Annotated in this window: 18 protein-coding genes and 1 pseudogene; 9 read left to right on the top strand and 10 right to left on the bottom strand. The window is 69.4% G+C overall.

What is annotated here, in order from left to right; genetic code table 11:
* Nucleotides 1–58: 58 nt before the first annotated feature.
* Both BZY54_RS55160 and BZY54_RS36390 read right to left on the bottom strand, forming a co-directional pair.
* Entirely contained in the window at nt 59–346 is a 288-nt protein-coding gene (locus BZY54_RS55160; protein ID WP_425276351.1) for an NAD(P)-binding domain-containing protein, read from the bottom strand.
* Complete coding sequence (locus tag BZY54_RS36390; RefSeq protein WP_208640881.1) at nt 343–1,269, bottom strand: TIGR03619 family F420-dependent LLM class oxidoreductase; 927 nt, start codon at nt 1,267–1,269, stop codon at nt 343–345. Before BZY54_RS36390 ends, BZY54_RS55160 begins: the two co-directional genes overlap by 4 nt.
* A 199-nt stretch (nt 1,270–1,468) precedes the next feature.
* Between BZY54_RS36390 and BZY54_RS36385 the strand changes: the two genes are divergently transcribed.
* From BZY54_RS36385 to BZY54_RS36365, 4 genes are all read left to right on the top strand, one after another.
* Nucleotides 1,469–1,873 (top strand): MerR family transcriptional regulator, encoded by a 405-nt coding sequence (locus tag BZY54_RS36385; protein WP_086729583.1) that lies wholly within the window; start codon nt 1,469–1,471, stop codon nt 1,871–1,873.
* Nucleotides 1,874–2,905: 1,032 nt separating this feature from the next.
* On the top strand, nt 2,906–3,937 hold the full coding sequence (locus tag BZY54_RS36375) for a PP2C family protein-serine/threonine phosphatase (protein ID WP_244217517.1): 1,032 nt from the start codon (nt 2,906–2,908) through the stop codon (nt 3,935–3,937).
* Between the two features lie 197 nt (nt 3,938–4,134).
* Entirely contained in the window at nt 4,135–4,941 is an 807-nt protein-coding gene (locus BZY54_RS36370; protein ID WP_086729580.1) for a MerR family transcriptional regulator, read from the top strand.
* A complete protein-coding gene (locus BZY54_RS36365; RefSeq protein WP_086729579.1) occupies nt 4,938–5,927 on the top strand; it encodes a BtrH N-terminal domain-containing protein in 990 nt (329 codons plus the stop codon). Before BZY54_RS36370 ends, BZY54_RS36365 begins: the two co-directional genes overlap by 4 nt.
* A 19-nt stretch (nt 5,928–5,946) precedes the next feature.
* Here BZY54_RS36365 and BZY54_RS53965 read toward each other — a convergent pair.
* From BZY54_RS53965 to BZY54_RS36340, 5 genes and pseudogenes are all read right to left on the bottom strand, one after another.
* Nucleotides 5,947–6,839: pseudogene (locus BZY54_RS53965) on the bottom strand (SDR family oxidoreductase).
* A 95-nt stretch (nt 6,840–6,934) separates the two neighbouring features.
* Nucleotides 6,935–8,566 carry a phytoene desaturase family protein gene (locus tag BZY54_RS36355; protein WP_086729578.1) on the bottom strand — a complete coding sequence of 544 codons (1,632 nt, stop codon included), beginning with the start codon at nt 8,564–8,566 and terminating at the stop codon, nt 6,935–6,937.
* Nucleotides 8,559–9,080 (bottom strand): SRPBCC family protein, encoded by a 522-nt coding sequence (locus BZY54_RS36350; RefSeq protein ID WP_244217516.1) that lies wholly within the window; start codon nt 9,078–9,080, stop codon nt 8,559–8,561. Before BZY54_RS36350 ends, BZY54_RS36355 begins: the two co-directional genes overlap by 8 nt.
* Before the next feature lie 227 nt (nt 9,081–9,307).
* The gene (locus tag BZY54_RS36345; RefSeq protein WP_086729577.1) at nt 9,308–9,751 is read right to left on the bottom strand and encodes a MarR family transcriptional regulator; all 444 of its coding nucleotides are present in this window, start codon (nt 9,749–9,751) and stop codon (nt 9,308–9,310) included.
* A complete protein-coding gene (locus BZY54_RS36340) occupies nt 9,748–10,230 on the bottom strand; it encodes a MarR family winged helix-turn-helix transcriptional regulator (RefSeq protein ID WP_086729576.1) in 483 nt (160 codons plus the stop codon). Before BZY54_RS36340 ends, BZY54_RS36345 begins: the two co-directional genes overlap by 4 nt.
* A 186-nt stretch (nt 10,231–10,416) precedes the next feature.
* Here BZY54_RS36340 and BZY54_RS53960 point away from each other — a divergent pair, with 186 nt between their 5' ends.
* Nucleotides 10,417–10,941, top strand: coding sequence for a hypothetical protein (locus tag BZY54_RS53960; protein ID WP_244217515.1), 525 nt, complete (start codon nt 10,417–10,419; stop codon nt 10,939–10,941).
* 38 nt (nt 10,942–10,979) lie between these two features.
* On the top strand, nt 10,980–11,471 hold the full coding sequence (locus BZY54_RS53955; RefSeq protein WP_244217514.1) for a helix-turn-helix domain-containing protein: 492 nt from the start codon (nt 10,980–10,982) through the stop codon (nt 11,469–11,471).
* Between the two features lie 110 nt (nt 11,472–11,581).
* Here BZY54_RS53955 and BZY54_RS36330 read toward each other — a convergent pair whose 3' ends face one another.
* The 3 genes from BZY54_RS36330 to BZY54_RS36320 form a co-directional block, all read right to left on the bottom strand.
* Entirely contained in the window at nt 11,582–12,910 is a 1,329-nt protein-coding gene (locus BZY54_RS36330; protein WP_086729575.1) for an enolase C-terminal domain-like protein, read from the bottom strand.
* An 80-nt stretch (nt 12,911–12,990) separates the two neighbouring features.
* On the bottom strand, nt 12,991–14,316 hold the full coding sequence (locus tag BZY54_RS36325; protein WP_086729574.1) for a gluconate:H+ symporter: 1,326 nt from the start codon (nt 14,314–14,316) through the stop codon (nt 12,991–12,993).
* A gap of 265 nt (nt 14,317–14,581) precedes the next feature.
* Nucleotides 14,582–15,502 (bottom strand): LysR substrate-binding domain-containing protein, encoded by a 921-nt coding sequence (locus BZY54_RS36320; RefSeq protein ID WP_086729573.1) that lies wholly within the window; start codon nt 15,500–15,502, stop codon nt 14,582–14,584.
* Between the two features lie 356 nt (nt 15,503–15,858).
* On the opposite strand from BZY54_RS36320, the gene BZY54_RS36315 reads away from it, so the two are divergent.
* From BZY54_RS36315 to dctA, 3 genes are all read left to right on the top strand, one after another.
* Entirely contained in the window at nt 15,859–17,040 is a 1,182-nt protein-coding gene (locus BZY54_RS36315) for an L-talarate/galactarate dehydratase (protein ID WP_086729572.1), read from the top strand.
* Nucleotides 17,041–17,223: 183 nt separating this feature from the next.
* Entirely contained in the window at nt 17,224–18,150 is a 927-nt protein-coding gene (gene kdgD / locus BZY54_RS36310; protein WP_086729571.1) for a 5-dehydro-4-deoxyglucarate dehydratase, read from the top strand.
* Between the two features lie 1,003 nt (nt 18,151–19,153).
* A complete protein-coding gene (dctA, locus tag BZY54_RS36295; protein ID WP_086729570.1) occupies nt 19,154–20,542 on the top strand; it encodes a C4-dicarboxylate transporter DctA in 1,389 nt (462 codons plus the stop codon).
* The last annotated feature ends 94 nt before the right edge of the window (nt 20,543–20,636 follow it).

The following is a 20,636-nucleotide window of genomic DNA, read 5'->3' as shown; positions in this document are numbered from 1 at the left end:
ACGCCGTATGCCTGGCCGCACCGCCCGTCCGGCAGCCGACGCGCTGCCGGACGGGCGGTCAGGGCTGCCCCGGGGGTGGTGGCTCCCTGCTCACGAGCTTGCCGGCCAGGTCCGCGTGCAGCGACTGCAGGATCTCGGCGTCGCCGTCCCACGGCACGGCGACGATCACGATGTCGCTGTGTCGGGCGCACTCGGAGATGTCCGCCCTGGTCGCCCGTCGCGCCCAGCACCCCCGACCGCGAGATGGGACGCGTCCGGCAGGGCCTACGGGTCCTTGGGTGGCGGCCTTCGCCGCTGCTGGAGCAGAAGTGTTCGCGCCGTCTCCGGCGTCGGCAGCATCGGTCATGAGGCTACGGCCCGTTCGCGGATCTCCACCGCCGTCTCGAGCATCTGCCGAGTGCTGGTGAACCAGTCCTGCAGATTCAGGTCCATGATGAGCTCGTCTGCGCCCGCTTCTGCGGTCGTGTGGATGTCATCGATGATCTGGTCGAGAGTGCCGACGAACGCCGATCGGTCAGGGCCTGCCGGACGGTCGGTGAAGGTGACGTTTCCCACCACGACCATCTCCATCCGGCTGGTGTCCCGGCCGTACGCGGAAGCCATTTCCCGGATGCGGTCCCAGCTCGCGCGCAGTGCTGCGGCTCCGGCCGGCCCGGGTGTGGTGAGCAGCGGCAGCCAGCCGTCTGCGCGTCTGGCGATGCGCTGCACGGCCTTGGAACTGGTGCCGCGGCCCAGGTTGCTGCCACCGCCGCCGAGCAGCACGGGGATTTTCGATGCGGGTTTGGGCAGGACCGAGGCGTTGTCGATGACTACGCGAGGACTCCGGAAGGTCACTGGGTCCGGCCCCCACACGGCGTCGAAGACGTCCAGCGTCTCGTCGAGGAAGCGGCCGCGATCCGCTCGGGTGGCGCCAGTGGCCTGGAGTTCGTCGGTGGACCAGCCGGTGCTCATGCCTGCGACCATGCGGCCGCCGCTGATCTGATCGATCGTGGCCAGCGCCTTCGCCAGCTGGACGGGCGTGTGGAGTGCAGCGATCAGAACGGCAGTACCCAGGCGCACCTCTCCGGTCGCCACCGCCGCTGCCGTGAGGACCGCCAAGGGGTCGGCGGCCTGCCGCGAGGTTTCCGGCCACGGCACGTTCGGCGGGGCATATGGTTCGGCGGGCCTCTCCGGGAAGAGCAGCCGTTCGTACGTCCACAAACTGGCGTATCCGGCCGCTTCGGCCGTTCTGGCTGCTTCGACCAGGTCGTGTTGCAGGTCGACTCCCAATCTCTGGGGCAGACGAAGTCCGAGTTTCATTCGAAACCTTCGATGTAGTCGTGATGGTCCTGGCCGCCGCAGGAACTGAGTCGAGCCTCAGACATGCCCCCGCCACCCAGGCACAGCACACATTTCTGCTGTTCGCGGTCCACTCAGCGAGTCTTGAACACTCACATTGATGTGAAGGTCAAGTCGTAGGCTTGAGCACATGAGAATCGGAGAGCTCGCGGAGCGTACTGGCGTACCCCGTCGGCTACTGCGCTACTACGAGGAGCAGCGGCTGATCACACCCAGCCGCGCCTCCAACGGGTACCGTGAGTACACAGGGTCACACGTGGACATCGTGCTGCAGATCAAGGGACTGCTCGACGCCGGACTGCCGACGCGAATCATTCAGCAGCTCCTGCCGTGTCTGGACAAGTCGCAGACCATCTACGTCCCCAACGTGACACCCGAAATGATCGCCACACTGCAGCGCGAGCAAGTTCGGCTGTCCGAACGTATCGAGTGCCTGACCCGCAACAGGGACGCAATCGCCGACTACCTCGACACCGTTCTCAGCGTCAGGTCAGCGAACACCGAGAGCATGGCCACGTCATGCGAGAAGGTGTGAGCCGCTGGTCATCTCGTGAGCGCTGTGCAGCGTGCTGCTGGTGGCGATAGCAGGATGCGCACGCGGGATGCGGCTTCGCCGATGTCCCGATTCGCGTGGATCGCGACTGGACCAGGGTGGTGCATAGCGACTCGTGGGCGGCACCTTTGAGCGCAGGACGAGCACCGTCTACTTGCAACACGTGCATCGCCCAAGGGCAATCTTCCTCTTCGGTTCCCTTCAGGCACCGGTACTTGGCCTCTGTCCTGATCCGGAGCTGCTCTGCATATTCGCCCTGTTCCACGGTTGTCGCGAACTACGGCGTGCTTGAAGAACGCGGTTGCCTGGGCCTGAACGACGGCCAAGTGGATGACATGACGACGCGCGGATGATGACGGGACTGACCGTCTTGATGGAGTACATGCCCTGGCCAATGCATCGAGGTCGGCGTTGAGCCCGGAAGCCCAGCCGGCCTTGATGGCCATACATCGGACGGGCAGGAAGAGCAGCTCACACTTACGGAAAAACGGAAGGGACTGGAGCCATGGGCATATGGATCGTCTCCATCCCCACACGCCCGACGCACGGAAACACGGGGCGGCAGATGTTCGTGATCGATGCGGCCAGTCCCGAGCAGGCCACGCAGCGAGCCCTGAGGCAGGCAGACAGCGACTCCGCAAGAAGAAGCCGACGGGAAGCCGACTTGGATCTGTGGAGTCCAGCGACAGTCGAGGCCTACCGAGGGTTTTACGGAACGCTGGAATTGCTCGGCAGGCTCGGAATCGACAGCTGAGCGGAAAGGTTGGTCGGAAAGAGCATCGCCCGCAGCCGTCGTACTCACTGATCGGACGACGACCGGGTGAGGGCGGGGCCGGTGGAGCGAATGCCGGATACCAGGCCGCACGTTGCGGTTGCCGACAACCTTGACGATCGGAGCAGGATGTGCGCGTCGCGATCACCAGGACAGCACTGACGGAGAGACTTCGGCCCTGGCGCCGGCTGCCGGAGGCGATATGGCTGATATGGCCTGTCCTTCTGTTGGTCGCTGTCCCGGTGGCTGATGCCTTTTTGCCGCCCGACATCCACATCGCGCACCTGTTCGTCGTGGGCGTCGCAGTCACCGCTGCCCGCACGGGTCCCCGCGTCATGGCGCTTGTCGGCGGGTTGTCCGTACTCGCGCTCATCGCCGCCGGAGCGGAGCGGGGGACGCTGACTACGGAAAGTGTTCTGGTCGAGCTGGCAAGCCTGGGGGTGCTGGGCGCCCTGCTGGTGTTCTTCACCCACCTGCGCCAGCGGCGCACGGCCGAGCTGTCTCGGGCGCGTTCGGTCTCCGACGCGGCGCAGCGGGTGGTGCTGCGACCGCTCCCGGACAGAGCCGGGCCGCTGTCGTTCGCCTTGGAGTACCGCAGCGCCGAGGCCGACACGACGATCGGCGGCGATCTGTATGCGGTGGCCCGCACCGATCATGCCACCCGGCTGATCGTCGGGGACGTCCGTGGCAAAGGTATGGCCTCGATCAGCGACACGGCGATCGTGCTGGGCGCCTTCCGCGCCGTGGCCCACCGGAACATCGCGCTGCCGGAGCTGGCCGCCTATGTGGAGGACGCCGTTCGGTGGGGCCTGGCCGAATTCTCGCAGGGGGAGGAGGACGACGCCGAGCGTTTCGTGACGGCCGTGATGGTGGACATCCCGGACGATGAGCCGGTGATCCACGTGGTCAGCTGCGGACATCCACCGCCGCTGCTGCTGCACGGTGCCGGTGTCACCGCACTACGGGTGCGCGAGCCGGCACCGCCACTCGGCCTGGGCGTGGTCGCGGACAGCGCGTACGTGCCCACGACCTTCCCGTTCCGGACCGCCGACCGGCTGGTGCTCTACACCGACGGCTTCACCGAAGCCCGCAACGCCGAGGGCGTCTTCTACCCGCTGGCCGAACGTGTCGTGGCATGGGCCAATCTTGCGTCCAGGCCCCTGGTACAGCGGATCGCCGCCGATGTGCGCCGGTACGCGGGTGGCCGGCTTCACGACGACATGGCCATGGTCATCGCGCAGCGGGACCGAGCGCCGATGCCGCAGGCCCAGTGACCGGCAGCGGAACAGCAGGCCGCACAGATGCACGACAGTCTTCCGATGCAGGTGCTGGGCCGCCGGATGTACTCGGACCGTGTCCTGCGTCGCGCGGTCCCGCTGCGCGAGCCGGGCACAGGGGCCTGCCGGCGTCCACGGGACCGATGGGCAGGAGTGGTGGACTCTCCCACGGTGGGAGAGTCCACCATGGTGGCGTGCCTGACGAACTCCTCACCATCGGACGCTTCGCCCGCCTGTGCCGGCTCAGCGTCAAGCAGCTACGGCACTACGACGAGATGGGGCTGCTGGTTCCGGTGCGCGTGGACGCCGGCTCCGGCTACCGCTATTACGCACCCGAACAGGCCCGTGATGCCCTGACCATCGCCCTGTTCCGGGAGATGGATCTTCCCCTGGCCGTGATCGCCCAGGCGCTGGCTGCCCAACCGGAGTCCAGGGCACAGATCCTGCGCGCTGAGCGCGACCGGCTGGCCGAGCGGATCAGCAGGGACCAGGCACGGCTGGCGTTGCTGGGCCGGCTGGCGGAGAGAGGCCTGCCCGGCTATGAGGTGACGATGGGCCGAGAGCCGGAGCGGCGGCTGGCAGTGGTGCGAGCGTTCTGCACACCTGCGGAGATCGAGAAGAAGGTCGAGGAGTGCGTAGGCCGGCTGATGCCCGTGCTCGGCAAGGGGGGAATCGTGTGGGACCCGCGGCTGTGGGCGCTGTACCCGCTGGATCTGGAAGAGCGGATGGAGATCGCCGTCGGAGTGCAGACGCCGCAGGGGGAAGGCACGCCCGGTCTGGAGTTCGAGGCGCTGCCCGGGGGACCCGTGGCCGAGACCGTGCACGTGGGGCCCTATGCCCAGCTTCCCCTGGCCTACAACGCTCTCTTCGCCGCCGTCCACGAACGCGGGCTGCGCCCGCAGGCGCCCGTACGTGAGACCTATCTCGTCGGGCCGACTGAGGCGCCGCAAGAAGAACTGATGACCCGGCTGATCGTCCCCGTCCAGGAGAGCGTGGCATGACCACAGTGACGAACATCGAGGCCCGCGGTACGCAGCACTGCGAGACGACAGCTCTGGGGGTGCTGCTGCGGCACCAGGGAATCGACCTGTCCGAACCCATGCTCTTCGGCCTCGGCTCCGGTCTGTCCTTCATCTACTGGGACAGCAAGAACATGGGCTTCCCTTTCCTCGGGGGACGGGTCAAGCCTTTCGACCTGACCAGAAACCTGGCCACCAGACTCGGGCTGGAGCTCCTGGTCCAGGAGACCACCTCTCCCCGCAGGGCTTGGGAGCACGTGGTGGCTCCCATCGACGCCGGCCACCCCGTCGGACTGCAGCTCGACAGCTACCACCTGGACTACTTCGCGCCGAAGGTGCACTTCGGCGGCCATGTCGTCGCCATGTACGGCTATGACGACCGCGACGCCTACCTGGTGGACACCGACCAGCAAGGCGGAACGGTGTCCACCAGCCTGACCAGCCTCGCCCAGGCCAGGGCCGCACGCGGCCCGATGACCGCCAAGCACCGGTCCTTCACCCTCGCCGCTCCGAGGATCCGGCCCTCCCCCCAGGGCCGGATCGTTCCCGCCATCACCGCCTGCGCCGACGCCTTCCTCAACCCGCCCATCGCCAACCTCGGCCACCGGGGCGTCGAGAAGGCCGGCAAGGCGGTGCGCACATGGCTCCAGCGGACCGACGACCCGCAGCGGGACCTGCCGCAGGCTGCCCTCCTCATGGAGAGGGCCGGTACGGGCGGCGCCCTGTTCCGCAACCTCTACCGCGGCTTCCTCGCCGAATGCACCCAACACCTCGACAGCGGCCACCTGCGCACCGGCCACGAGCTGTACACCGAGGCAGCCACCCTCTGGACGGAGGTCGCGGCGCTGATCGCAAAAGCCGGTGAATCGGGCAATGAGCAGTGCCTCGTACAGGCAGGCACCCTCCTCGGCGAACTTTCACGCATGGAGCGCGAGGCCATGCAGGCGCTGAGCTGTCTGGGGGCCTGAGGCGGCCGGGCGCCGTGGCTCAGCGGTCGTCCGGGTGGGCCGAGTTCCGCCGCCGCTCGTCGGCCCGTCCGCCGGCACCCAACGGGCCGGTGGGCAGCAGCGGCTGCTCCGCGGCCATGCGCGGCAGCTCGCGACGGGCATAGCGCAGCACGACGGACGGCAGCGCGGCGCGCACGGGCTGCACCAGGCGCAGCCAGGCGGGCACGTACACGGCGGTGCGGCGGCGCTCCACGGCCCGGGCCAGCCGGGCGGCGACCAACTGCGGCGACTGGATCCGGTGAGCGGGGAACGGCATCCGGCTGCGCAGTCCGTGCAGCACCTGGTGCCGGTCACCGTCGCGGATCATGTCCGTGTCGGCCCAGTTGAGGTAGGCGACGCCGACGGCCACGCCCTGGTGCGCGACCTCGGCCCGCAGGCTGTGCGCGAAGGCCTCGGCGCCCGCCTTGGAGGCGCAGTAGGCGCTCAGCAGGGGCGCGGCGCCGATCGAGGCGAGCGAGCCGACCTGGAGGAAGTAGCCGGCCGTCCTCTGCAGGTCGGCGAGGAAGGCGCGTGCCGTGAGGGCGGTCCGTTGAGGTTCACGTCGATGACACGACGCCAGGACAGGGGGTCCATGGCGGCGAACGGACCGCCCTCGCAGATGCCCGCGCCCGCGACCACGGCCGAGGGATGCCCCAGGTACCGCCGGACATCCCGGGCGGCACGGTGCAGCGCGTCGTCGTCGGTGACGTCGACCTCGACGGCCAGTGCCGGCGTGGGCACGGCCTCGGCCAGGGCCTCCAGCGCGGACTTCTCGTGACCGAGCAGCGCGAGCCGCGCGCCGCGCCGGGCGAGCTCGTGCGCCAGGGCCGCGCCCAGGCCGCGCGCGGCTCCCGTCACCACGACGGTGCGGCCGTCGAGTGCGCTGTCCCGCACGGGTCGTCCTACCTTTCCTTTCGTTCGGAGCCCGGGTCCCGGCAGGCTTCGGCGGGTGCGTCCCGCGGGCCAGGAGTCGCCCCGCGGGCCAGGGGTCAGTCGCCCGGTTCCGTCCTCCGCCCCAACCGGTCGCGGCTCGCCAGCACGCGCTGCGCCAGGGAGAGTCCCGGGGGCAGGTGGCGCCGGAGTGCGCTGCGTGCGGCGTTGGCGCCCGGCGCACCGTGCACACCCCCGCCGGGGTGGGCGCCGGCGGAGGCGAGGAAGAGGCCGGCGACGGGCGTCTCCGGGCGTCCCGTGCCGGGCACCGGGCGGAACACGAGCTGCTGGTGGATGGCCGTGGTACCGCCGTTGAGGGAGCCCGTGTCGAGGTTGCGGTCGAGTGACTGGAGCGTGGGAGGGGCCAGGATCCGACGGGCGCGGATGGTGGCGCGGAAGCCGGGCGCGAAGCGTTCGACCTGCCGCTCCATCCGGTCGGCCATGATCTCCTGCTCCTTGGTGTCCCAGACGCCGGTCAGCCCCTCGTCCGCCGCGTCGCCCGTGATCTCCCGGGGGACGTGGGTGTAGGCCCAGGCCGACTCGGTACCGCGCGGTGAGCGGGTGCGGTCGGCGGTCGTCATCTGGCCGAAGAGCGCGAACGGCCGGTCGGGTACCTGGCGCATGGCGATCTGGGCGGCGAACCGGGTCATCTCGTCGAGGCCGTCGGCGAGGTGGACGGTGCCCGCCCGTGCCGTCTCCTCGGTCTGCCAGGGCACCGGTTCGTCCAGCGCCCAGTCCACCTTGAAGGTGGCGAAGTCCCACTGGAAGCGCCGCAGGTCGTCCAGCAGCTGTGCGGGCAGGTGCTCGGCGTCGACGAGCCTGCGGTACAGGTCGAGCACGGACACGTCCGCGAGGACCGCACGCCGCGCCGTCACCGTCTCACCACCGGCCGTGCGGACGCCGACCGCGCGCCCGTCGCGCACCACGACGTGGTCGACCCGCTCACCACAGCGCAGGGTGCCGCCCACCGCGCGGAGCCGGCGGGTCAGGGCCGCGGTGAGGACACCTGATCCGCCGACCGGCACGGGAAAGCCGTTGGTCTGGCCGAGCATGGACATGAGCCAGCCGAATCCGCCGCTGCCCGCGGACTCCGGCGCGAGGTCGGCATGCAGCGCGTTGCCGGCCAGCAGGAGCCCTCCGCCCTCGCCGCGGAACTCCTCCTCTCCCATGCGGCGCACGGGAAGCAGCATGGTGCGGGCCAGCCGCAGCCCGCCCGCGCCCCGGACCCGGGTGGCGAGCCGGGCAGCGGCCCGCACCGGCGGGAACGGGGCGAACAGCGAGTGCATCAGATCGGGGCCGAGGCGTTGCCACACCTCGTGCAGGCGGCGCCAGGCCGCCCCGTCGCCGGCCGCGAAGGCGTCGAGCGAGTCCGCGGTGACGTCGATCCCGCGGTCCAGGACGGCGCATCTGCCGTCGGTCAGGGGGTGGGCCAGCACATGGGGGGCGTGGCTCCACCGCAGACCGTGGTCCTGGAGCCGGAGCCGGGCCAGGACAGGGGACGCGGCGGCGAGAGGATAGAACGAGCTGAAGAGATCGCTGACGAAGTCGGGATCCACGCCCCGGTCGTGGCGCACCGCGCCGCCGGGTTCGGGCTGTTCCTCCAGCACCTGAACGCTCCAGCCGGCGTCGGCCAGCAGGTTGGCCGCCACCAGACCGTTGGGGCCGGCCCCGATCACCACTGCGTCAGGCATGACCGCCTCCTGGTTGTCTCAGGCCCACGGTGCCCTGAGCGGTCGACTGCGCGGCGCGCCGCCCGGGCTCGCCGTCCGCGTAGGCGTCGGCCTCGCAGACCTTGGCGAGCCGGGCGAGCATGGCCCGGTGCCGGATCTGGATCAGCGTCTCCACGCCGACGTTGTGCATCAGGCTGCCCGCTCCCTGAAGCGGATGCTCGTCGACGATCGCCAGGCAGTACGTACCCCACGGGCGCAGTTCGACCGCGATCCGCGCGGTGCCCAGGAAGCCCGCGTGGGCCTCGAGCTCGAGGACCGTCCCCTCCTCGCAGCGCCGCACGATCGTCTGGTTCGTCAGCAGCACCGGACCCAGTCTGACCTGGTACTCGATGGCCGAGTCGACTTCCGGCCACCGGCCACGCACGGGCTTCGACGCAGCGGTCCCCACCACCCATTCCGCATACCGGGTCCCGTCGGCCAGGACGGTCCACACCGCTTCGCGACTGGTCTTGATCAGACGGTGACGTCGTGCCACGCGTGCCTCCCGTGAGCCGTGCTCCGCCGACCGGTCGTCCCCGAGTGCCCCGGTCCGGGGCAGGCCAACCGACGGCGATCAGCGCGACCGGGCCCGCCCGCCCCCGCGGCTTCACGGAGGTCGGTCCGGCCCGGTGGGCAGCGTCAGGTGCGCGAAGGTCCAGCCGGGCACCGTCACCGGCGCCGCACTGGGGGTCTGGCTCCCCTTCCGGTGGGCGAGACGGGACCTCAGGCGCCTGCCAACTGCGCGTTCGCACGCTCCGTGATCAGTGCCAGCACGCGGCCCGCGATCGCAAGGTCCTCGGCCGGAATACCGGCGTACAGCCGGGCGGAGATCTCGGCCGTCTCGGTGGTGGTGCTCTCGTACAGCTCCCGTCCGGCGTCCGTGAGGCGCAACCGGGACGCCGCCGGGTCCCCCTCCAGCAGCTTCGTGGCCGTCAGCTCTTCGATGACGCCGCGCACGACCGACTCATCGGTCTTCAGGGAGCCGGTGACGTCGCCGACGAGCTCGTCCGGGCCGATGGACCCGCCCGCGGCCACGACGGCCCGAAGTGTCACGCTCTGGTGGAACGTGGCGCCGTGGCGGGCCAGTACGCCCTCCAGGAGAGCACGCCCGGCATAGTGCGCCAGCGCTATGACCCGGCCGTTGACCGGGGGTGCGGTGGTGGTCATGTCTGCTCCTCGTCGTTCTCGGTGTGCGGATCAAGAGGTGCGTCGAGCAGGGCCGCCAGCTCGCGGGTGAACTGCCGTGTGCGCGGGCTGTCCTGCCCTCCGAGCGGCTCCAGCAGCTGGTCCAGCAGGCCCTGGACCACCTTGATCGCCCGGCGGGTGACGTCGCGCCCCTGCTCGGTGAGCGACAGCTGCATGGCGCGCGGGTCGCTCGGGTCCCGGGTGCGGGCGACGAGTCCGGCGGCCTCCAGGGCACGGGCGAGCTTGGAAACGTACAGCGGTTCGAGCCCTGTGCGGTCGGCGAGCCGACGCTGGCTGGGCCGCAGCCCGGAGCGCGACATGCCGTACAGCGACGCCATCAACGCGTACTGGGCGTGGGTCAGGCCCAGCGGCGCGACCGCCCGGTCCACGGCTACCCGCCACTTCATCGACAAGCGCCAGACCAGGAACCCCGCGGTGGCACTCTCAGCTGCTGAACTCACAACCGATACAGTACATGGCTACTATGTACATGGCTACTATTTCCGCGGCGCAGAGAATTTCGGCCTGCGGCCCCCGTCTTCAGGAGCAGGAGGTAGCGTCCTGGGAGAAGCGCGGTTCCCGGAGTGTGCCTTCGTAGCACTCGGGGACCGCGCAGGTGGTCTGGTTCCTGCCGGGGCGGTGACGTGATGGACTCGTTGGTGTTCGACAGCGACGACTTGGAGACGACGGAGGACTTCCTCAGCCGCGCCTATGCCCGGATGCGCATCCGCAGCAGCAGCCCCGGGGCCGGAAGGGCACACATTCGCCGCGACGTCATGCCGTCGGTCAGCGTCGACGAGCTCGATCTGAACTTCGACATGAGCTACGCGGTGACACCGCTGGGGAGGATCTGCCTGTGCATGGTGCACGGGGGAACCGTCGAAGACCATGTCTTCCAAGGCGTTCGGGATTCCTTCGGCCCCGGGGACGTGGTGATGTTCGCGCCACCGGACCTGCCGTACGCGGGGCGCATCTGCGCCGCACGCTACAACATCACGATGTTGGACCCCGCCCTGCTGGACCAGGTCGCCGCCACGGGTGACGAGGTGCTGCGCGAGCCCGTACGGCTGACCGGGCACCGGCCGCACTCCGCTGCCGCGGCCCACCACTTGAAGCAGACCATCGTCTATCTGCGGGACCACGTGCTGGGCCCCCCTCCGGGCAGCCCCTGATCGTCTCGGCCGGCAGTCAGCTGCTGGCCGCCAGCCTCTTGGCGGCCTTCCCCAACACGGCACGCACGGATCCCACCGCGCAGGATCGCACCGACGCCCACTCCACCACTCTGCGGAGGGCCGTCGCCTACATCGACGACCACGCCGATCAGCCCATCACCGTCGCCGACGTGGCGGCCGCGGCCCATGTCACCGTCCGTGCTCTGCAGTACGCCTTCCGCCGCCATCTCGACACCACGCCACTCGCCTACCTGCGCGGGACGCGTCTCGCCCACGCCCACCGCGACCTGAAGGCTGCCGACCCTCTGGGCGTGGTCACCGTAGGGATGATCGCCGCACGCTGGGGCTTCGCCCACCCCGGCCGCTTCGCCGCCCTCTACCGCGACGCCTACGGCACCAGCCCGTCCAGCGCACTTCACAACCGGGCCCCCGAACGCCGCACCGTCGCAGACGTGGAACCTGCGCGAGGCGAGGCCCGCACCCGGCAGGCGCCGCCTTCACCGGCCGAGATCGCACCCCAGGACGCCTGAGGCGCCCCTCTGGCACTTCGCCCCGGTGAGCGGCGACCGGGGCCGCACCCGTATGGGTACGGCCCCGTATCAAGGGTTCACCTGAACTTGCGGCAGTCCGCCGGCCGCCTTCACCGCACCAGGCAGGGCCGCTTGGGATCGAAGGCCCAGTCCGGGATGAGGTAGCGCATGGCCAGTGCGTCGTCGCGGGCGCCGAGGGCCTGGTCCAGGTAGAGCTCGTGTGCGGCGAGCAGTCGGTCCTGGTCGAGGGTGATGCCGAGGCCCGGTGCGTCCGGCAGGGCGATCTCGCCACCGACGATGCGCAGGGGATCTTTGGTGAGCTGCTCTGTTCCTTCCTGCCAGATCCAGTGGGTGTCCAGCGCGTTGTAGGGTCCCGGCGCCGCTGCGCCGCAGTGGGCCACCATGGCGAGAGAGATGTCGAAGTGGTTGTTGGAGTGGCACCCCCACGTCAGGCCCATCGCGTTGCACAGTTGGGCGACGCGGACCGAGCCCTGCATGGTCCAGAAGTGCGGGTCGGCGAGCGGGATGGAGACCGACTGCAGAGCGAGTGCGTGGGTGAGCTGCCGCCAGTCGGTGGCGATCATGTTGGTGGCGGTGGGGAGGCCGGTGGCGCGGCGGAACTCGGCGAGTATCTCCCGCCCGGAGTAGCCGCCCTCGGCGCCGCAGGGATCCTCGGCGTAGGCCAGGGTGCCCACCAGCGGCGCGCACAGTTCGACGGCCTCACGCAGTGACCAGGCGCCGTTGGGGTCCAGGGTGATGCGGGCTGCGGGGAAGCGGTCCTTGAGGGCGCGGATGGCGGCCACCTCCTGGGGGCCGGACAGCACGCCGCCCTTGAGCTTGAAGTCCTGGAAGCCGTACCGGCGTTCGGCCGCCTCGGCCAGCCGGACGATTGCTTCGGGGGTGAGCGCCTCCTCGCGGCGCAGCCGGTGCCAGTCGTCCTCGGCGTCGGGCTCGCGGACGTAGTCGAGGTCGGTACGGTCGGGGTTGCCGACATAGAAGAGGTAGCCGAGGACGCGCACGCTCGTGCGCTGGCGGCCGTCGCCGAGCAGGGCGGCGACGGGGACTTCGAGGTGCTGGCCGAGGAGATCGAGGAGGGCGGATTCCACGGCGGTGACGGCGTGCACGGTGGTGCGCAGGTCGAAGGTCTGGGCGCCGCGGCCGCCTGTGTCCCGGTCGCCGAAGCGGGCACCGATCTCGCGCAGCACCCGCTTGTAGTCGGCGACGGCCGAGCCGAGGACGAGGGACGCCGCGTCCCGCAGGGTCTGGGTGATGGCCTCGCCGCCGGGGACCTCGCCGAGGCCGGTGCGGCCCTCGGAGTCGGTGAGGACCACCACGTTGCGGGTGAAATACGGTGCGTGCGCGCCGGAGAGATTCAGTTCCATGCTGTCCCGGCCGGCGACCGGGTAGACGGCGAAGTCGGTGACGGTGGGGCGGCTCATGCTGGTGCTCCTTGGGTGGTGCGGTGCCGTCGCGAAGGTGCGGCGCCGACCGGCCGGATACGGCCGTGGCCAGTCGGGGGTCAGAGGCCGACGGCGTTGAGGGCGAGGACGCCGCCGAGGCCGAGGACCGCGAGGACGGTGGTGTAGGTGGTGCGGGCCTTGATGGCGTCCAGCACGGACAGGTTGAAGTACTCCTTGAACATCCAGAATCCGGGGTCGTTGACATGCGAGAAGGCAATCGATCCGCACGAGACGGCGAGGACCATCAGCTCGGGAGAGACGCCGCTGCCGGCGGCCAGTGAATGCGCGACACCGGCGGCGGTGACGACGGCGACGGTCGCGGAGCCGAGGGCCACCCGAAGGATCACCGCGATCAGCCAGGCCAGGATCAGCGGGGAGACGTCCCAGGAGGAGGTGACGTGCTTGATGTAGTCAGAGACCCCGCCCTCGGTGAGGACCTCCTTGAACGCGCCGCCGGCGCCGATCACCAGCAGGATCATGGACATGGCCTGGGCGGCCGAGACGCAGGAGGATGCCACCTCCGGCAGGCCGCGCCCGATGCGCGGGCCGAACGCCCAGCCCGCGAGCAGCAGCGTGAGAAGGAGCGCGACGGGAGCGGAGCCGACGAACGTGACGAACGGCAGTGCGGGATTGTCGTCGGGGACGCACATGTCGTATACGGCGGCTCCGGCGATCAGCACCACCGGCACCAGTGCCACGGACAGTGCCCAGCCCAGACGCGGCATCTCCTCCTCGGTGAACCGCCGGTCGGAGACCAGTCCCTGGGGGATCGGCGGGTCCATGCGCCGCACGAACGGCAGTCGCGGCCACACCAGTGCGATGAGCGCGGCGATCGGGATGGTGAACAGCAGGCCGATGGCCAGGGTCTTGCCGACCGATGCGTGGAAGGTGCCGACGACGGCGGTCGGGCCCGGGTGCGGGGGCAGGAAACTGTGCATGGTCGACAGGGCGATGGACATGGGCAGGCCGATCCACAGCAGGCGGCTCCCCGTCCTGCGCACCAGGGTGAAGGCGACCGGCACGATGATGACGAAGGCGACCTCGTAGAACATGGTCACACCGATGATCATGGCTGTGACGACCATCGCGAGCTGAACCCAGCGTTCGCCGAATGTGTCGACAAGGCTGTCCGCGATGCGCTGGGCGGCACCGCTGTCACCCATGACCCGGCCGATCATGGCGCCGAGTCCGATGGTGATCATCGAGTCGCCGATCTGACCGCCGATGCCCTTGCTGAGGACATCGGGTATCTCGGCCATCGGTATGCCCCGCACCAGCGCCACCGCGATGGAGACGAACAGCAGGGCGACGAAGCCGTTGATCTTGAGCTTCGTCATGAGGAAGAGCAGAACCAGGACGCTGATTCCGACGACAACGAGGGGCATGCGCTGTCCGTTTCTCCGTCGAACCGGGACAGAAGGTATGGAAGCCTGACGGGCCGTCGGGCGGTGACTGGCGAGAAAGCGGGGACCTCGAACAGGCCACGACGGCTGGGCAGAGACGTTAGACCTGCCTACGATGCCGGTCCATAATCAAATTTGTATCGACCGATACCTGATGTGCATCACTGGTTGCCGACTTCGGCCATGCGGACCGGTACCGGAAGCACCGCGGCTGTCCGCGGCCCCGTGCCCGCACCGAGTCAGCCGGTCAGCCCGGGGCCGGCTGCGAGCGGCGCAGTGTCATTCCGTCGGAGATTCGGCCGAGGAGGGCGTGCAGAGCAGGGTTGTCGTTGTCCCGCCGCCAGGCCAGGCTCAGTTCGACCGGCTCCGGGTCACCGGGCAGCTCCACTGGCCTGAAGGCCACGGTGGCATACCGCAGCTGGCTGGCGGCGGCCGGCACCAGCGCAATGCCCCAGCCGCCGCCGACCAGGGCGAGGATGCTGTGTACCTGGCTGAGGTACTGGGTGTAGACGGGGACGACCCGCGCGGCGCGAAAGACGCTGACCAGCAGGTCGTGGAAGTAGCGGGCCTCCACCGGTGAATACATGATCACCGGCTGGCCGTCGAACGCGGCAAGGTCCAGAGGTCCCCCGTCATCGGCCAGCGGATGCCCCAGAGGGAGCGCGGCCAGCAGCGGTTCGCGCAGCGCCGACCGGGCCTCCAGGTCGACGGCGGTGACCGGCGGGCGGACCAGGCCCAGGTCGAGGCCGCCCTCACGCAGTTGCTCCAGCTGGTCGCGGGTCACCATCTCCTTCAGTGTCACGTCCACCTCCGGCAGTGCGTCCCTGATCAGCTCCAGCAGGGAGTCCAGGACGGCATAGGCGCCGGCAGCCGTGAAACCGACGGCGAGGTTTCCGGCACCGCCCGCCGCGACCCGGCGCGCGGACAGGGTGGCCGTATCGGCCTGCTTCAGCAGACGCCGGGCCTCGACCAGGAAGGCGCGTCCGGCCGGGGTCAGACGTACCGCTCGGTTGGTTCGGTCGAGCAGGCGCACCTGCAAGTCGTTTTCCAGGAGCTGGATCTGCCGGCTCAGCGGTGGCTGGGTCATGCGCAGCCGCTCGGCTGCCCGCCCGAAGTGCAGCTCCTCTGCGACGGCCACGAAACCCGTGAGCTGAGCTAGCGTGAACAATGATGCCCTCCCTGTATTGCAACATCCAAAATCTATGTTGGACGGATATCAAACGCGAACGTAGCGTCGACCGTATTCGACACGGCGATCTCCGCATCACGCACCGCCCCCCACGGCGGCGGGGAGAGCCAGGGAGTTACGCACCATGTTCAACCAGACCGCGCACGGGACCGATCGACGCACATCGCTCCTTTCCGGAAGCGGCCCGCAGCAGGACCGAACTGACGGCCCATGAAGAACCGACGGCGGACATCCCCCCGGCCTGCTGGACACCTCACCGCCGCAGGGTCGCCCGGCAACCGCGACTCTCACCGAACCCACACGACGCCTACCGCGGGACAAACCAGGGACATGAAGTGGTGACCACGACGAACACGACAGCTCACGCCGCGCACGCCACAGGCGAAGCCACCCTCGATCGCATCGCCTGGCTGCGCCTGTCCTCCATCACGCTGCCGCTGGCCACGCCGATCAGCGACGCCAAGGTCTTCACCGGCCGCCAGAAGCCGATGACGGAGGTCGCCTTCCTCTTCGCGGAGATCGTCACCGAACAGGGACACGAGGGCATCGGCTTCAGCTACTCCAAGCGCGCGGGCGGACCCGGCCAGTTCGCCCACGCCCGGGAGATCGCCGGCGACCTGATCGGCGAGGACCCCAGTGACATCGGCAGACTCTGGACCAAGCTCGTCTGGGCCGGAGCCTCCGTGGGCCGCAGCGGCCTGGCCACGCAGGCGATCGCCGCCTTCGACATCGCCCTTTGGGACCTGAAGGCCAAGCGCGCCGGTCTGCCGCTGGCCAAGCTGCTCGGTGCCCACCGGGACTCGGTGCGCTGCTACAACACCTCCGGCGGCTTCCTGCACACCCCGACGCAGCAGGTTCTGGACAACGCCGACGCATCCCTGAGCAGAGGCATAGGCGGCATCAAAATCAAGGTCGGTCATCCTGACGGCGCCCACGACCTGGCCCGCCTCGCCGCCGTGCGTGAACACATAGGCGACGACGTCCCGCTCATGGTCGACGCCAACCAGCAGTGGGACCGGCCCACCGCCCAACGCATGGGCCGCGCCATGGAGCAGTTCAACCTGGTCTGGATCGAAGAGCCGCTCGACGCCTACGACGCTCAGGGCCACGCCGCGCTCGCCGCGTCCCTGGACACCCCCGTCGCCACCGGTGAGATGCTGGCCAGCGTCGCCGAGCACGTCGAGCTGATCCGGCACAACGCCGCCGACATCATCCAGCCCGACGCGCCCCGCATCGGCGGCATCACTCCGTTCCTCAAGCTCGCCCATCTCGCCGAGCACCACCAGTTGCAGCTCGCACCGCACTTCGCGATGGAGATCCACCTCCATCTTGCCGCCGCTTACCCGACCGAACCGTGGGTGGAGCACTTCGACTGGCTCGAGCCGCTGTTCAACGAGCACTTGGAGATCAGGAACGGACGTATGTACGTCTCCTCCCGCCCCGGCCTCGGCTTCACCCTCAGCGATCAGGCACGGGCCTGGACGACCGCCGAGCACGAGGTGGGCTCCCGCCCCTGACATCCCCCGTCGCGGCCGCCACGTTCCGGCCATCACCCGGTCCCGACACGGGCAGCGCTGCAACGGACAGCCGCGCTGCCCGAGCCGATCCCACCCGCGCCCACCGCTCGCCATCCCACCGGCCGGCCGGCGCCCCTTCCACAACCGCCCCATCGACCTGCGACCTTCAGGAGCACCCAACCCATGACGTCCTTCACCCCGGCCGAACTGCGCAGCCGCCTCGGATCCGGACTGCTGTCCTTCCCCGTCACCCACTTCAACGACGACCTGTCCTTCAACGAGGACGCCTACCGGACGAACATCATCCGACTGGCCAAGTACGACATCGGCGGTCTCTTCGCGGCCGGCGGCACCGGCGAGTTCTTCTCCCTGACCCCCACCGAAGTCGAGCGAGTCGTAGCCGCCGCCGTAGACAGCGCCCCCGACCACACGCCGATCCTGGCCCCGGCAGGCTACGGAACCGCGACCGCGACCGAGTTCGCCGCCGCGGCCGAACGGGCCGGCGCCGACGGCATCCTGCTTTTCCCGCCCTACCTCACCGAAGCCGGTCAGGAAGGCCTCGCCCGCCACGCCGAAGCCGTCTGCCGCTCCACCTCCCTCGGCGTCATCGTCTACAGCCGCGCCAACGCCGTCTACTCCGCCGACACCATCGCCCGCCTCGCGGAGACATGCCCCAACCTCATCGGCTACAAGGACGGCGTCGGCGACATCGACACCACGACCCGCATCTGCACCCGCCTCGGCGAACGCCTCACCTACATCGGCGGCCTTCCCACCGCCGAGACGTTCGCCCTGCCCTACCTGGAACTCGGAGTCACCACCTACTCCTCGGCCATCTTCAACTTCCTGCCCGAGTTCGCCCTCGACTTCTACACCGCGGTCCGCAACCGGCGCCACGACACCGTCACCCGCCTGCTCACCGACTTCGTCCTGCCCTACACCGAAATCCGCAACCGACAGGCCGGCTACGCCGTCAGTATCGTCAAGGCCGGTATGACCGCGACCGGGTACAGCGCAGGCCCCGTCCGCCCGCCGCTCACCGACCTGACCGCGCCGGAGCTCGAGGAACTCACCACACTGATCGCCAAGTTCCGCGCCCCAACCGCCTGATCCCTTCGTTCCCGCGGGAAGACACCCATTGACCGTCCACGCAATCCAGGCTGCCATCGCCCAACAGGGCCTGCCCGCCGACGCTTGCTCACTCATCGTCGGTGACGGAGACACTCCGGGCACCCGGCTCATCACCGCCCCCCATCCAGGCAGTCGGATTCACCTCCCGCACCGCCGGCCTGGCCCTCGTATGCGCAGCGGCCAGCCGGCCCCGGCCCATCCCCGTCTACGCCGAGATGAGCAGCATCAACCCCGCCGTCCTCTTGCCCGGGGCCCTCGCCGAACGGGCCGCCAACCTAGGCGAATTAGTCGTCTCCCTCACCCTCGGCGCCGGCCAGTTCTGCACCAACCCCGGCCTGCTCCTGCTTCGCGACGACAACCCCTACAACATCCCGCCGCGTCGACGGCACCCTCCACGCCCCCGCTGACGGACCCGCTGCTGCTTCATGTCCAGCGCAGGCCGATGGCGGTGAGCTGTTCGATCCGTTCCGGTGCCGGTGTTGCGGCTCTGGAGCGGTGGTTGCCGATCCATGCCCGAGCCGCAGCTCCGGCTCCTCTTGTCCCTCGCCGCTGCCGCCCTCTCCACCGCTGACGGTCTCGATGCTGCTTCCTGGGCACCGCAGGTGTCCTTCGCGTTGCCAATGGGTGGTGCTGAAGGCCGTGATCAGGGGATCTCCCCTGTATGAGTGGGGGTTGAGGGCGAGCGAGTGGGGGGCGAGACGTTCACCGGCTTGCGGTCTGATCGGTTCGGTCCGCTGCTTGGGTTTGCAACGCCCACAGCATCGACCCCTCATGCTTCCGGCTCGCCCGCCGTCCGCCCCTTGCGCAGCGCGGCGATCTCCCGCTCGTCGTGCACGGTTGGTCGCGGGAGCAGAACAGATAGGCAGCGCCTATACGGGGTATCGATTTTTGGTCGTGGACCCCCTGAGCTGTGGCCCGGTTCACTGTGGCGAAAGCTGGCGCGTACCGATCGGGCTCGGTGGCGCGCGATCAGGAGGCCGCAATGACGCATACCCCAGACAGCGGACGAGCCGTGCGGACCGCACGTATCGCGGTGACGCCGTGGTACCGGCAGTTGTACGTGCAGGTGCTGGTGGCGATCGTGACCGGTATCGTGCTGGGCTGGCGGTGGCCGGATCTCGCCACCGATATGGAGCCGATCGGTACGACGTTCATCACCGCGATGAAGATGCTGATCGGTCCGATCGTCTTTCTGACGATCATCGGCGGCATCGCCGGCGTCGCGGACCTGAAGAAGGTCGGCCGCACCGGCGTCAAGGCGCTGGCCTACTTCCAGATCGGCACGCTCGTCGCCCTGCTGACCGGTCTCGTGGCGATCAACATCGTCCGGCTCGGCGATGGCGTGCATGCCGACCCGTCGGCCCTCAAGGCATCGGGCGACGCGAGCCAGTACATCTCCCAGGGCGAGCACCAGCACTGGTGGGAGTTCCTCACCAACATCGTGCCGAACAGCTTCTTCGGCCCGTTCGCCGACGGGGACATCCTCCAGGTCATCTTCCTCGCCGTGATCTCCGGCATCGCGATCAAGATGGTGGGGAAGACCGGCGAGCCGATCATCGCAGCCGTGGGAAGGCTGACCGAGGTCGTCTTCAAGGCCCTGTCCTTCATCATGAAGGCCGCGCCGCTGGGTGCCTTCGGCGCGATGTCGTACGCCATCGGGAAGTTCGGCCTGTCCACGCTGACCAGCCTCGGCTCGCTGATCGTCCTCTTCTACGTCACCTCCGCGCTGTTCGTCGTCGCCGTGCTCGGCGGTGTACTCGCCCTGTACGTGCGGCTGAACATCTTCCAGCTCTTCCGCTACTTCAGGGAGGAGTTCTGGCTGATCCTCGGCACCTCCACGGCCGAGCCGGCGCTGCCCGGGCTGATGCGCAAGCTGCAGTTCATGGGCGCGGAGCGATCCACGGTCGGACTGGTGGTACCGACGGGCTACAGCTTCAACCTGGACGGGGCGGCGATCTACCTCTCCCTTGCCACCCTCTACATCGCCCAGGCCACCGACACCTCCCTCTCCATCGGCCAGCAACTCGGGCTGCTGGCAGTCATGCTGCTCACCTCCAAGGGCGCGGCAGGCGTCGCGGGTGGTGGTTTCATCGCGCTCACCGCGACGCTGTCGACAGTCGGCTCGGTCCCGGCCGCCGGCATCATGCTCATCTTCGGCATCGACAAGTTCATGTCGGAATGCCGGGCGCTGGTGAACTTCTTCGGCAACGCCGTGGCCACCCTGGTCGTCGCGAAGTGGGAGAACGGCCTGGACCTGGAGCGGACCCGCGCGGTGCTCGCCGGCAAGGCGGGCGAGCTGCCGACGACGACCGAGGACGTCCGTCCGGCCGTCGCGTCGCCTGCCACCCAGACCGCCGAGGTGGCGCCCTGATGGTGTCCGTGCTGATCGCCCCGGACAAGTTCAAGGGCTCCCTCACCTCCGACGAGGTCGCCCGCGCGCTGGAGCGCGGGCGACCTCGTCGGAG

The organism is Streptomyces carpinensis, assembly GCF_002154505.1.
GTDB lineage: Bacteria > Actinomycetota > Actinomycetes > Streptomycetales > Streptomycetaceae > Streptomyces > Streptomyces carpinensis.
Note: the sequence above shows the minus strand (reverse complement) of the source record. Positions and strands in the feature narration are given on the sequence as shown.

Excerpts from the sequence above, each read along its gene's own strand:
- BZY54_RS55160 (WP_425276351.1), bottom strand. The coding sequence starts at position 346 with ATGACCGATGCTGCCGACGCCGGAGACGGCGCGAACACTTCTGCTCCA.
- BZY54_RS36385 (WP_086729583.1), top strand. The coding sequence starts at position 1,469 with ATGAGAATCGGAGAGCTCGCGGAGCGTACTGGCGTACCCCGTCGGCTA.
- BZY54_RS36365 (WP_086729579.1), top strand. The coding sequence starts at position 4,938 with ATGACCACAGTGACGAACATCGAGGCCCGCGGTACGCAGCACTGCGAG.
- BZY54_RS36355 (WP_086729578.1), bottom strand. The coding sequence starts at position 8,566 with ATGCCTGACGCAGTGGTGATCGGGGCCGGCCCCAACGGTCTGGTGGCG.
- BZY54_RS36345 (WP_086729577.1), bottom strand. The coding sequence starts at position 9,751 with ATGACCACCACCGCACCCCCGGTCAACGGCCGGGTCATAGCGCTGGCG.
- BZY54_RS53960 (WP_244217515.1), top strand. The coding sequence starts at position 10,417 with ATGGACTCGTTGGTGTTCGACAGCGACGACTTGGAGACGACGGAGGAC.
- BZY54_RS36330 (WP_086729575.1), bottom strand. The coding sequence starts at position 12,910 with ATGAGCCGCCCCACCGTCACCGACTTCGCCGTCTACCCGGTCGCCGGC.
- BZY54_RS36325 (WP_086729574.1), bottom strand. The coding sequence starts at position 14,316 with ATGCCCCTCGTTGTCGTCGGAATCAGCGTCCTGGTTCTGCTCTTCCTC.
- kdgD (WP_086729571.1), top strand. The coding sequence starts at position 17,224 with ATGACGTCCTTCACCCCGGCCGAACTGCGCAGCCGCCTCGGATCCGGA.
- dctA (WP_086729570.1), top strand. The coding sequence starts at position 19,154 with ATGACGCATACCCCAGACAGCGGACGAGCCGTGCGGACCGCACGTATC.